Source organism: Bogoriella caseilytica, assembly GCF_003752405.1.
GTDB classification, from domain to species: Bacteria; Actinomycetota; Actinomycetes; order Actinomycetales; family Actinomycetaceae; genus Allobogoriella; species Allobogoriella caseilytica.
Genome location: NZ_RKHK01000001.1, coordinates 2,772,557 through 2,785,345, shown reverse-complemented (window position 1 = coordinate 2,785,345; position 12,789 = coordinate 2,772,557). Strand labels below are relative to the sequence as shown.

9 protein-coding genes are annotated in these 12,789 nt (G+C 69.5%); 2 read left to right on the top strand and 7 right to left on the bottom strand.

The genetic code is table 11. The annotated features are described in order from the left end of the window. Positions 1–125: 125 nt before the first annotated feature. Positions 126–1,508, top strand: a complete 1,383-nt coding sequence (locus tag EDD31_RS12450) for a glycine--tRNA ligase (protein WP_123305525.1) — start codon at positions 126–128, stop codon at positions 1,506–1,508. A 25-nt stretch (positions 1,509–1,533) separates the two neighbouring features. Further along, positions 1,534–2,871, top strand: a complete 1,338-nt coding sequence (locus EDD31_RS12445; RefSeq protein ID WP_123304434.1) for a YibE/F family protein — start codon at positions 1,534–1,536, stop codon at positions 2,869–2,871. Between the two features lie 27 nt (positions 2,872–2,898). Here EDD31_RS12445 and gdhA read toward each other — a convergent pair whose 3' ends face one another. The 7 genes from gdhA to EDD31_RS12410 all read right to left on the bottom strand — a co-directional run bounded on the left by gdhA (position 2,899) and on the right by EDD31_RS12410 (position 12,769). Then, positions 2,899–4,236, bottom strand: coding sequence for an NADP-specific glutamate dehydrogenase (gene gdhA / locus EDD31_RS12440; protein WP_123304433.1), 1,338 nt, complete (start codon positions 4,234–4,236; stop codon positions 2,899–2,901). 61 nt (positions 4,237–4,297) lie between these two features. Beyond that, positions 4,298–5,107, bottom strand: coding sequence for an isoprenyl transferase (locus EDD31_RS12435; RefSeq protein ID WP_245991185.1), 810 nt, complete (start codon positions 5,105–5,107; stop codon positions 4,298–4,300). After that, a complete protein-coding gene (recO, locus tag EDD31_RS15015; protein WP_123304432.1) occupies positions 5,104–5,838 on the bottom strand; it encodes a DNA repair protein RecO in 735 nt (244 codons plus the stop codon). Before recO ends, EDD31_RS12435 begins: the two co-directional genes overlap by 4 nt. A gap of 4 nt (positions 5,839–5,842) precedes the next feature. Next, entirely contained in the window at positions 5,843–7,144 is a 1,302-nt protein-coding gene (locus EDD31_RS12425; protein ID WP_148058950.1) for a hypothetical protein, read from the bottom strand. A 14-nt stretch (positions 7,145–7,158) separates the two neighbouring features. Beyond that, the gene (leuA, locus tag EDD31_RS12420) at positions 7,159–8,916 is read right to left on the bottom strand and encodes a 2-isopropylmalate synthase (protein ID WP_245991183.1); all 1,758 of its coding nucleotides are present in this window, start codon (positions 8,914–8,916) and stop codon (positions 7,159–7,161) included. 134 nt (positions 8,917–9,050) lie between these two features. After that, the gene (locus EDD31_RS12415) at positions 9,051–10,070 is read right to left on the bottom strand and encodes a LacI family DNA-binding transcriptional regulator (protein ID WP_123304430.1); all 1,020 of its coding nucleotides are present in this window, start codon (positions 10,068–10,070) and stop codon (positions 9,051–9,053) included. An 89-nt stretch (positions 10,071–10,159) separates the two neighbouring features. Next, a complete protein-coding gene (locus tag EDD31_RS12410) occupies positions 10,160–12,769 on the bottom strand; it encodes a glycoside hydrolase family 2 protein (protein WP_123304429.1) in 2,610 nt (869 codons plus the stop codon). Positions 12,770–12,789: the final 20 nt, after the last annotated feature.

Sequence of the window (12,789 nt, the reverse complement as noted above, 5' to 3'; positions counted from 1 at the left end):
CCGCCACCGGAGTATCCATTCGGCTGCGGCCACTCCCCCTGGGTACGGTGATCCCGCAGCTCCGCGCCAGCCAGGCGCGGGAACACCGGCCTGCCGCAGCCAGCGGTAGCCACGACCTCGGGAGCATCACTGTGGCCAGCAAGCTCGACAACGTCATTTCCCTCGCCAAGCGGCGCGGCTTCGTCTTCCAGTCCGGGGAGATCTACGGCGGATCCCGCTCCGCCTGGGACTACGGCCCGCTGGGCGTGGAGCTGAAGGAGAACATCAAGCGCCAGTGGTGGCGCACAGTGGTCACCTCCCGTGACGACGTCGTCGGGCTCGACTCCTCGATCATCCTGCCCAAGAAGGTCTGGGAAGCCTCCGGGCACGTGGAGGTCTTCACCGACCCGCTGGTGGAATCCACCGTCACTCACAAGCGCTACCGCGCCGATCATCTCTGGGAGGCCTTCGAGGCCAAGCACGGGCGCGAGCCCAGCGGCTGGGAGGAGATCCCCGACCCCGAGACCGGCGAGCGCGGCCAGTGGACCGAGCCACGTGCCTTCTCCGGCCTCATGAAGACCTACCTGGGGCCGCTCGACGACGAGTCCGGCCTGCACTACCTGCGCCCGGAGACCGCGCAGGGCATCTTCGTCAACTTCGCGAACGTGATGACCTCGGCCCGCAAGAAGCCGCCCTTCGGCATCGGGCAGATCGGGAAGTCCTTCCGCAACGAGATCACTCCCGGGAACTTCATCTTCCGCACGCGCGAGTTCGAGCAGATGGAGATGGAGTTCTTCGTCAAGCCCGGCGAGGACCAGGAATGGCATCAGTACTGGATCGACGCACGGACCGAGTGGTACACCTCGCTCGGCATCGACCCGGCCAACCTGCGCCACTACGAGCACCCGCAGGAAAAGCTCTCCCACTACTCCACGCGCACCGTCGACATCGAGTACCGCTTCGGATTCACCGGCGGTGAATGGGGCGAGCTCGAGGGCATCGCGAACCGCACGGACTATGACCTGCGCACCCACTCCGAGCACTCCGGGCAGGACCTGCGCTACTACGACCAGGCCTCCGGCGAACGCTGGACCCCCTACGTCATTGAGCCGGCTGCCGGCCTGACACGCTCGTTGATGGCCTTCATGGTGGACGCCTACACCGAGGACGAGGCCCCGAACGCCAAGGGCGGGGTCGATAAGCGCACCGTGCTGCGCCTGGACCCGCGCCTGGCCCCCGTCAAGGCCGCCGTGCTGCCCCTGTCGAAGTCGGCGGAGCTGCTCCCCACAGCCGAGAAGCTGGCCGCGGAGTTGCGCGGGTACTGGACCGTGGACCACGACATCACTCAGGCCATCGGCAAGCGGTACCGCCGGCAGGACGAGATCGGCACGCCGTACTGCGTCACGGTCGACTTCGACACGCTCGAGGATCAAGCGGTGACCATTCGCGAACGGGACTCGATGTCTCAGGAGCGGGTGGCGCTGGACCAGGTGCGCGACTACCTGGCGGCGCGCCTGCCCGGTTGCTGACGGGCCCGGCGGCCACGATGGACCAGTGACTGAGCAGCACAGATCGAGACGGCGCGCCCGCGGCCCGGAGCGCAGTACCGGTTCCGGGGCCGCGCAGGCTCACGGCGGCGGGGAGCACGGGGACGGTGGCGCCGCGCACGGCCATTCCCACTCCGGTGGCCTCGACCTCCCCCGTGCCCAGACGCGCAAGGTCCGCACGATCCTGCTGGCCATCGTCATCCCGCTGCTGATCGCCACTCTCGTGGGCATGGTGGCCCTATGGCCGCGTGGTGAGACGCCGATCCGGTCGATTCCCATCACCACCTCGGGGATGAGCATCGAAACAGGCGAGGTCGTGGAAGTCCTCACCGATCCCGAGGACGTTGAATCAGGTGCGCCCCCAGGTGAGTACGTCGGCGCGGCCGGCGGGCAGGTGCGCGTCGAGCTGTTGAGCGGATCCGGTGCCGGTCAGTTCGTGCCCGTACAGGTCCCCCCGGAGGTGATCGCCGGCGGGGTGTCCGAGGGCGACGTGCTGCAGCTGCTCTTCTCACCCGAGGCCCTGGGCACCGGCAGCCCGTACGTCTTCTGGGACTTCGAGCGCAGCGCTCCGGTGGGTTGGCTGGCGCTGATCTATCTCGCGGTGGTGTTGCTGGTGGCGCGCTGGCGCGGCCTGGCCGCCGTGGCCGGTCTCGGCTCCTCGCTGCTCGTGATCGTCGTCTTCGTGCTGCCCGCCATCATGCTCGGCTCACCCCCGGTGCTGGTGGCCCTCGTGGGTGCGGCGGCGGTCATGTTCCTCTCGCTGTACCTCGCGCACGGCATCTCCATCCGCACCACGACCGCGCTCCTGGGCACCTTCGCCGCTCTGGGCGTGACGCTGGCACTGGCCGCGTGGTCCACGCGGGCCGCCAACCTGCTGGGCACCAACTCCGAGGCCGCGCCCTACCTGGCGCTGGAGTTCCCGCATCTCAACCTCGGTGACCTGCTGCTGTGCGGCATGATCATCGCCTCACTGGGCGCTCTGAACGACGTCACGATCACCCAGGCCTCGGCCGTGTGGGAGCTCCACGCCGCGAATCCCGCCACGCCGCGGCGCACCCTGATGATGCGCGGCATGCGCATCGGGCGGGATCACATCGCCTCGACGGTGTACACCCTGGCATTCGCCTACGTGGGCACGGCGCTGCCGGTGCTGATGATGGCCTCGCTGATCCAGCGCCCCGTCCTGGACACGCTGATGGCCGGAGAGATCGCCGACGAAGTGGTCCGCACCCTGGTCTCCTCGGTGGGGCTGGTCTTCGCGATTCCCGCGACCACGGCGATCGCCGTGGTACTGGTGGCGTACTCGCGGGAGCGGCGAGTCACGGAGGACACCACGCCGAGCTGAGGGTCCCAGCCCCGCGCGCCACCCGCGCTAGACCACTCCGAGGGCGATCATGGCATCCGCGACCTTGGTGAAGCCGGCGATATTGGCGCCCAGCACGTAGTTGCCGGGAGCCTCGTACTCCTCCGCGGTGGTCACGCAGCGGTCGTGGATGTCGGCCATCGTCACGGCCAGCCGCTCTTCGGTGTACTCGAAGGTCCAGGAGTCACGTGTGGCGTTCTGCTGCATCTCCAGGGCCGAGGTAGCGACGCCCCCCGCGTTCGCCGCCTTCCCCGGGCCGAAGAGAATGCCCGCACCCTGCAGGACCGCCACCGCCTGCGGTGTGGTCGGCATGTTCGCACCTTCGGCCACCGCGAGCACACCATTGCTCACCAGAGAGCGAGCGGCCTCGACGGTGATCTCGTTCTGCGTGGCGCACGGCAGGGCCACCTCGGCGGGGACCTGCCAGACACTGCCCTCGGTGGAGAACCGTGCTGACGCTCGCCGCTCGGCATAGTCGGAGACCCGGCCGCGCTCGAGCTCCTTGATCTGCCGCAGCAGCTCCAGGTCCACCCCGCGCTCGTCGACCACGTAGCCGGAGGAATCGGAGAAGGCCACCACCCGAGCGCCGAGCTGCTGTGCCTTGGCGATCGCATGCACCGCGACATTGCCGGAGCCCGAGACGATCACCCGGCGACCGTCCAGCTCGAGTCCGCGAGTGGCCAGCATGTGCTGGGCGAAGAAGACCGTGCCGTAACCGGTGGCCTCGGTGCGCACCAGGGAGCCGCCCCAGGTCAGGCCCTTGCCGGTCAGCACACCGGACTCGTAGCGATTGGTGATCCGCTTGTACTGCCCGAAGAGGTAACCGATCTCCCGGCCGCCCACCCCGGTGTCGCCGGCGGGCACATCGGTGTGCTCACCCAGGTGCCGGTGCAACTCGGTCATGAAGGACTGGCAGAAACGCATGACCTCGCCGTCGGTGCGTCCACGAGGATCGAAGTCGGATCCGCCCTTGCCTCCACCGAGCGGCATGCCGGTGAGAGAGTTCTTGAACACCTGCTCGAATCCCAGGAACTTCACGATCCCGAGGTACACCGAGGGGTGGAAGCGCAGCCCGCCCTTGTAGGGGCCGAGAACAGAGGAGAACTCCACGCGGAACCCACGGTTGATCCGCACCTGGCCGGCGTCATCGACCCAGGGCACACGGAAGATGATCTGGCGCTCGGGTTCACACATCCGCTCCAGCACCGCGGCATCCACATACTGGGGGTGCTTGCGCAGCACGGGGCCGAGGGAATCGAAGACCTCGCGAACGGCCTGGTGAAACTCGGTCTCACCGGGGTTGCGCCGCTGCACGTCGGCCAAAACGTTCTCTAGTTGGGTTTCCACCTGTGTCCTCTCCAGGGCTCGTGCGCTCTCACACGGCTCCGGCGGATGGTAGGTCGGTAGCTCAGCGGCGCGCGCCGTGGTTCGCCATGCGGTCCACGGCTGCGCCGTAGCGGCGGTCCCGGCGTGCGTAGATCTCGGCCGCCTCCCACAGCGTGCGGCGGTCGACGTCGGGCCACGCAGTATCCAGGAAGACCATCTCGGCATAGGCAGACTGCCAGAGCAGGAAGTTCGAGGTCCGCTGCTCCCCGCCGGTGCGCAGGAGCATGTCCACATCGGGGAGGTCGGGTTCGTCGAGGTAGCGGGCCAGAGTCTTCTCGGTGATCCGATCCGGCTTGATCTCACCGGCAACGGCGCGCCGAGCGACTTCGGCGGCGGCATCGGCCAACTCAGCCCGGCCGCCGTAGTTCACGCACATCGTCAAGGTGCAGACGGTGTTCCGCCGGGTCTGCTCCTCGGCCGTCTCAAGTTCTCTGATCACCGACTTCCACAGCCGGCCTCGCCGCCCCGACCAGCGGACCCGCACACCCCAGGAGTCCATCTCGTCGCGCCGGCGGCGCAGCACATCGCGATTGAAACCCATCAGGAAGCGCACCTCCTCAGGGCTGCGCTTCCAGTTCTCGGTCGAGAAGGCGTACGCGCTCACGTGCGTGATGCCCAGCTCGATGGCACCGGCCACCACCTCGAGCAGCGAGGCCTCCCCGGCCTTGTGGCCCTCCACGCGGGGCAGACCGCGCGCATTCGCCCAGCGGCCGTTGCCGTCCATCACCACCGCCACATGGCGAGGCAGCAGTTCCGGGGGGATCAGCGGCGGGCGGGCCCCGGACGGGTGCGGAGGCGGTGCGATGGGAGTGGCAGGCACGGGAGTGCTCACGCCCCTCGCTCGACCAGGGGCAAGGACCGCAGCCGGCGCTCCATATGCCACTGCAGGTAGGCAGCCACCAACCCGGAGGTCTCCCGGCGGTGGATGGGCTCGGTGGCTTCGGCCACCGCCCAGTCCCCGCTGAGGAGAGCACCTAGGAGCGTGATGGTCTGGGGCGCCGGTGACGCCGAGCCGGGCGGCCGGCAGGTCGCACACATGGCGCCGCCACCGGCCGGGGAGAAGGCCTGGTGCGGTCCCTCGCGGCCACAGCGTGCGCAGTCGAAGCAGCTGACCGCCCATCCGGCGACAGCCAGGGCCCGCAGCAGGTAGGAGTCCAGCACCAAGGTGGAGGCGTGGCGGCGGGTGGCCAGAGCGTGCAGCCCACCGACGATCAGCAGGTACTGCTGGGGTGCGGGCTCGCCCTCGATCTCGGTGAGCCGCTCGGCCGTCTCAGCCATGACGGTGGCGGTGGTGTAGAGGCCGTAGTCGGCGCCGAGCTTGCGCCCGTGCGGGGCAATGGTCTCCACCTGGGTGATGACGTCGAGACTGCGACCACGGTGGAGCTGGACGTCCACCACGCTGAAGGGCTCGAGGCGCGCACCGAAGCGTGAGGAGGTGCGGCGCACTCCCTTGGCCACCGCGCGGATCTGGCCGTGCTCGCGGGTGAGCAGCGTGATGATCCGATCGGCCTCACCGAGCTTGTGCGTGCGCAGCACCACAGCCTCGTCCCGGTAGAGCTTCACCGTGTCATTCTCGCAGTGTTGCGGCGCCCAGGCGGGCCGACGCGCGCTGTTGCCACCATCGGCGAAGCCGCGGAGTGCCGGGCCGAAGGTGCTCCAGCGCCACCAGCAGCACGTGCCCAGCAGTCCACGCCACGAGAGCGGCGCCCTGGCGGATCGGGAGCGCACCCATCAGCCCTCCGACCATGCTCACGAAGAGCGCGGCACCCAGGATCGCCGCGGTGGCCAGGTAGTACCAGAGCCCGGTGGGTCGCATCCGTTGTGCGGGGAGTCGCATGGTGCGGTCCACCGGGTCGGTGACCAGACCGTGCAGGATCGTCCACGCACGCCACGCCAGCAGGTAAGGGAGCACACAGGCCGCGATGAGCACGCTGGTGGCCACCACACTGGCCACGGCGGTCCCGGCCGCGAGAACCTGCGCCACGAGCACGGTCACGCCGAGTACCCAGACGAGGAGGCAGGGGATGACGAAGCGATCCCCGAACACACCCCGGACTCCGGCGCTCAGTCCCTGCGTCACCGCCCGGAGCGCCGGAGCTCCCGCCCGCGCGGGCGTGGACACTCCGTTCCACTGCCGGGGGATCCGCCCGGCCTGCCGCCCAGGCGCATGAGCGAGCAGCTCGGCGGCCATTTCCGGGGGCGGGTCGATCTGGAGACCGAGCTGCTGCACGGTGCGTATGGCCAAGGCGTCGAGCGCCTCCATGCCGTCCTCGTCGTCCCACGTCATGGTCAGCACGAGCGCGTCACGGACGCCGTCCATGATCAGCACGGCGCTGACCCGCACTCCGGGGCCGGCAGCCAGCCAGGGCCGGGTGCGCACCAGGGCAACCTGGTACACCCCCGCGGTCGCCATGCGCACCTCGCGCGGACTGGACAGTCCGCTCGCGGGCCGACCCGAGGCCTCGCTCTCCCCCGCCGCCTCGCGCCATCGACGCAGCGCCACCGGCGGCGGGCACCGCAGCGCACGCCGTTCGATCAACACCGTGGGGGGCGGGCGGTGCCGGGCCCGGCGCTGGGCCACCGCGGCGATCGACTCCGGGAGCGGCCCGTCATGGACCGCGACGCTCACGGCACCGCCGGGCTCGGCAAGCACTCCGAGGGAGTCCTCGAAGAAGCCCGGGCTCTTCCCCAGGATGCCAAGGTCTTGCGAGGCCACCCATGGCTGGGGCAGCGTCCAATCGCGCAGCACGTGCAGGGGCCCGGCGCCCGGCGGGAGGGCACCCGGCCCTTCGCTCCGAGAACGGGCGACAGCCCGCATTCGGGACGGCGGAGCCGACCAGCTCCCCGCCGCACCTGTCGTGGGCTGCATCCGCGGACGTCCTCTCAGCGGAAGGCCCGGTTGATGGCGGAGATGATCGCCTTGAAGGACGACGACATGGTCGAGGGGTCGATTCCCACACCCCACAGCACCTGCTCCCCCACCAGGCACTCCACGTAGCAGGCCGCCGTCGCATCACCACCGGTGGACAGCGCGTGCTCGGCGTAGTCCAGCACCTCCACCTCGATGCCGCCGGAGGCCAGAGCCTTGACGAAGGCATCAATCGGGCCGTTCCCCGTGCCGGTCAGGGTCCGCTGTACGCCGTTGTCCACGATGGTGAGCTCCAGCACGGACTCCTGGCCCTGCCCGGCGCTGACCAGCGACGTGGCCTCGAGGGAGAGGCGCCCCCACGGCCGCAAGCTGTCGAGGGTGTTGTACGGGAGGTACTCGTCGGCGAAGATCTCCCAGAGCCGCTCCGCGGAGATCTCCCCGCCGGCAGTATCGCTGTGGCGCTGGACAATGCTCGAGAGCTCGATCTGCAGACGGCGCGGCAGATCCAGGCTCCGCGTGGCCGAGAGCAGGTAGGCCACACCGCCCTTGCCGGACTGCGAGTTCACGCGGACGATCGCCTCATAGTTGCGGCCGACGTCCTTGGGGTCCACCGGCAGGTAGGGCAGGTCCCAGACCACGTCACGGTCCTCGCCGCCCGCGGCTGCGACCTTCCTGTCCCGATCGGCGAAGCCCTTCTTGATCGCATCCTGGTGGGATCCGGAGAAGGAGGTGAAGACCAGATCGCCGCCATAGGGGTGGCGCTCGTGCACGCTCATCTGCGTGCACTGCTCGACCACGCGCCGCACGCGGTCGATGTCGGAGAAATCGATCTGCGGATCGATGCCCTGGCTGAAGAGGTTCATCCCCAGGGTCACCAGGTCGACGTTGCCGGTGCGCTCACCCTGACCGAAGAGGCAGCCCTCGATCCGGTCGGCGCCGGCCATGATGCCCAGCTCGGCGGCGGCCACTCCGGTCCCGCGGTCATTGTGCGGGTGCAGGGAAAGGGCGATGTGCTCGCGGCGGCTGAGGTTCCGGCTCATCCACTCGATCTGGTCGGCGTAGACGTTGGGTGTGGCTCGCTCGACGGTGGCGGGCAGATTCAGCACGATCTCGCGACCCGGCCCGGGCTGCCAGACGTCCATCACCGCTTCACAGACCTCCAGGGCGAAGTCCAGCTCGGTGTCCACGAAGATCTCGGGGCTGTACTGGAAGCCGAAGATCGTCTCGTCCCCGAGGACCTTCTCCGCGTGGGCAACCACCTCGCGGGTGCCGGCCACGGCGAGTTCGCGCGTGGAGTCCTTGTCGTTACGGAACACCACGTCGCGGAAGACTGGGGCGGTCGCGTTGTACATGTGCACGGTGGCGCGCGGCATGCCCACCAAGGAGTCCACCGTGCGCTGGATCAGGTCCGGCCGGGCCTGGGTGAGCACCGAGACGGTGACGTCTTCCGGGATCACTCCGGGCTCGGCCAGCGAGCGCACGAAGTCGAAGTCGGTCTGCGAGGCGGCCGGGAAACCGATCTCGATCTCCTTGTAGCCCATGGCCACCAGCAGATCGAACATCCGCCGCTTGCGTTCGGCGTCCATGGGCTCGACCAGAGCCTGGTTACCGTCGCGCAGGTCGGTGGAGAGCCAGCGGGGCGCCCGGGTGATGCGCGCATCGGGCCAGGTGCGGTCCGGCAGGGAGATGGGATTGACGTCCTCGAAGGCGCGATACTTGGCCGTGGGCATTCCCGAGGGCCGTTGCGCGGTGATGTGGTGCTGGGTCTTCATGGTCTGCTGCTTCCTCATCGCTGGTGGGCCGGGCACAGCGAACGCCGCGACGAGGAGCCGGCCTTTACCTGGCCCCGCCGCGGCACCGAAGGAGCAGCACGTGTGACATCACCGTGGAGCCTAGCGCATCGCCCTCACGCCGGCCGTGTGGCCACGGTCGTGGCGCGGGCGCGCAGCTCGTTGACCGGCTCCGGCTCGACGGTGGACTCGCGGCCTTCGATCACATCGAGCAGCACCTGCGCCGTGCGGCGGCCATAGGCCAGCGGGTGACGGTCCACGGCAGTGATCGCCGGCTGGGAGATGGTGCACAGCAAGGAGTCGTCCCAGGAGAGCAGGGCGAGCTCCCCGGGTATCGAGACGCCGGCGGCCTGTGCGGCACGCAGACCGCCGATGGCCATCAGGTCGTTGGAGTAGATGACCGCGGTGGGCCGGTCCGGGCCGCTCAGCATGGTGGTAGTGGCCTCCAACCCGCCTTCGAGGGTGTAGTCGCTGGCCACGTGACAGGCACGCATCTGCTGGCGCTGGGCTTCTGCCGAGATGTAGCGCCAGCGGCGGCGCTCGTGCATGAACTGGCCGAAACCGCCCACATGCAGCACCTCCCGGTGCCCGAGTTCCCTGAGGTGGCCGAGGATGAGCCGCGCGCTGCCCGCGTCATCGGGAGGCACGTAGCGTTCCGCACCCCGGACCGGCCCGCCCTGCAGCACCGCCGGCAGGCCGAGGCTCTCCAGCAGGCCGAAGCGCGCGTCGTCCTCGCGTTCGTCGAAGAGCACCACGCCGTCGACACGACGCTCGGCCGACCAGCGCCGGTACACCTCCAGATCGTTGCCGGGAGCGGCGTCCACCACACGCAGCAGCAGGGACATCTCCGACTCCGCGAGCACCATCTCCATGCCGGCGAGCACCTGCATGTAGTAGGGCTCGACGCCGATCTGTTGCGGAGCCCGGGTGAGGACCACGCCAATGGCGCCGGAACGCGCCCGGGAGAGTGCTCGTGCCGAGGAGCTGGGGTGGTAGCCGAGTTCCTGAGCCAGCGCGCGCACTCGCTGGCGAGTCTCCTCGCTGACGCCGGACTGGCCGTTCAGGGCGTACGACACGGCGGCCGTGGAGATGTCGAGCCGGCGGGCGAGCTCGCCAATGGTGACGCGTGCGGCCATCGCGGCTCGCCCCTTCTCCTGGTAGGTCGGACCTCTCGGACTGGACTGTAGGCGACCGGCCCGGAACCCTGGGATTCCGGGCCGGACCGTCAGCGGTGGACGATGTCGTTGACCGCGCGCAACACGGGTCGTGAGGTCAGCAGTTCAGCATGCTCAGGGAGCGTACCGGGCAGGGTGATGGTCACCGATTCTCCCGGGAGCACCGTGAGCAGCAGATCTGAGGCCGCCGCCTCCGGCCCGAGCGCTGTCCCGTCCGGGCCGGTCAGCCGGTCGGGGAAGACGGCGAGATCGCGCAGTAGCGTGGTGGCCTGCACGGTCAACTCGAGCCCGCCTGGTACCTCGGTGACGCTGGCCTCCCACTGCGCCTGCGGGTAGTCGAGGTCCTTGTCGCGTTCGAAGAACCAGGTGGTGCGCTGCACACCGCCGCCGGGGAAGCCCGGGCTGCCTCCGGCACCGTCGGTGTCGACCACGATCAGCTCGCTGCGGGGATCGGCCGGAGTGGCCACGTCGGCGGGCACCTCCACCGAGGCGACTCCGGCCGCAGGAGCGGTCAGGGTGAGCTCTGCGGAGGCAAGTACCTCGCCGGTGAAGCTCACGCGGCGCACGCGGGCGGTTGCCTCCCACTCCCCCGGCTCGTCGTTGACGGCCACCAGCTGGAGCGCACCCTCGCCGCGGGTGGCCGCATCCGCGCCCAGGCTCGTGGGCTGCACCGTCACCCGCCGGGTGGCGAAAGCGGAGCGCAGGGCGTACCAGAGCGGCTTGAGACGTTCCTCGCTGTCCACCGCGGCCCAGGAGATCACCGGCCAGCAGTCGTTGAGCTGCCAGACCACCACGCCGGAGTTGCGCTGCAGGGCACGCAGATGATCCACCCCGAGGGTGAGCGCCCGGGCCTGGTTGACCTGGGCGAGGTAGTGCCAGTCCTCGTCGGACCACCCGAGACCGACCGCATCGGGCACCGGTGCCGGGAAATGCTGGGCCAAGCCCCGATCAAGCTTGATCACGCCGTCGGCGGCACGCAGGTGGTGGGTGACCTCCTCGTTCTGCAGCGTGAGCTCGCCCTCGGGCACCGCCTGGCGCAGCGTGGCCCACGTCGGCGGCCCGCAGAATCCGAACTCGGCCACGAAGCTCGAGTCGTGGTCGCGGTAGTGGACGTAGTCCAGCTGGTTCCACACCTCCCAGAGGTGCTGGATGCCCAGGGCGTCGTCATTGGGCGCCTGCTCCAGATCACCCGAGGAGGGTGAGCCGGGAATGTAGGGGCGGGACGGGTCCAGCTCGGCGATCAGCGCGGGAAGGAGCTCGCCGTAGTAGCGGGCGCCCCAGGCCTTGCCCTGCAGGATGTCGTGCCACCAGGTCCAGTCGTGATAGCCCCAGGTGCACTCATTGTTGCCGTTCCACAACACCAGCGAAGGGTGGTGGGCGCGCTCCTGGATGGCGTCGCGAGCCTCGCCCTCGACCTCGGCGGCGTAGTCCTCGGTCTCGGGGTAGGCCGCGCAGGCGAAGAGGAAGTCCTGCCAGACCAGCACCCCGCGGGCGTCGCAGTACTCGTAGAAGGCGGCAGACTCATAGATCCCCCCGCCCCACACGCGCAGCATGTTCGCCCCGCCTGCCACCGCCTGGTCGATGCGGCGCTGGTAGCGCTCCTCGGTGATGGTGGCGGGGAAGCAGGTGTCCGGGATCCAGTCGTAGCCGCGCACGGGTACACGCTGGCCGTTGATGGAGGTCTCCCAGGTGCTGCCGCGGCCATCGGGCTGCTCCACGGTGGTCACCGTGCGGAACCCGGTCCGCCGCGTCACGCGGTCCAGCACGGCGCCGTCCGCGTCGAGCAGTTCGATCACGACGTCGTAGAGCGGCTGGTCTCCGTAGCCGCTGGGCCACCACGGTGCCGCCTGGGGCACGCGCAGCTGGACGGAGGCGCCGTCGGTACCCACGGACTCTTCCGTGGTGGCGGAGGAACCGTCTCGGCTGGCCGTCACGCGCAGACGGGCCGTGGCCGGGGAACCGATGACGGTGGCGGCCACGTCGAGCACGCCGTCGCCGCTGTCCTGATCCCAGGTGGCGAGGGGTATGACCGTGCCCAGCCGAGCCGATGACCAGGACTCGAGGTGGATCTCGCGCCAGATGCCGGCCGTGATGAAGCGTGGCCCCCAGTCCCACCCGAAGTTGCAGGCCATTTTGCGCACATAGGGGTAGTGGATGGCTTCGGTGGCCGGCAGGAGACCCACCTCGCCCTCGACCCGGTCGATCTCCTCGAAGATGGGGCGGAAGCGCACCTCGAGGGTGTTCTCTCCTTCGTGCAGCAGCTCGGTGACGTCCACGCGGTAGGTGCGGTGCTGGTTCTTGGTCTCAGCCACCACCTCACCGTTCACGCGGACCACCGCGAGGGTGTCCAGCCCGGCCATGACCAGCTCGGTGTGCTCGTGTTCGCCGGGGACGACGGTGAAGGTGCGGTGGTAGCTCCACTCCGAGCGTCCGATCCAGTGCTGGTCGTTCTCGCGGGTCCCGATCTCCGGGTCCTCCAGCAGCCCGGCGGCCATGAGGTCGGTGTGCACGGTGCCCGGCACGGTGGCTGCGATGTCGCCCCAGCTCGTGACCTCAGCCGGGGCATCCGAGGCCGGAGTGATCAGGGACAGCCGCCACGCGCCGGTGAGGTCCATACGGGCGGGCAGGGTGGGTGCGGGGGCCGAAGGCGCGGTAGTCATGAAGCTCCAGTCGAATCAGG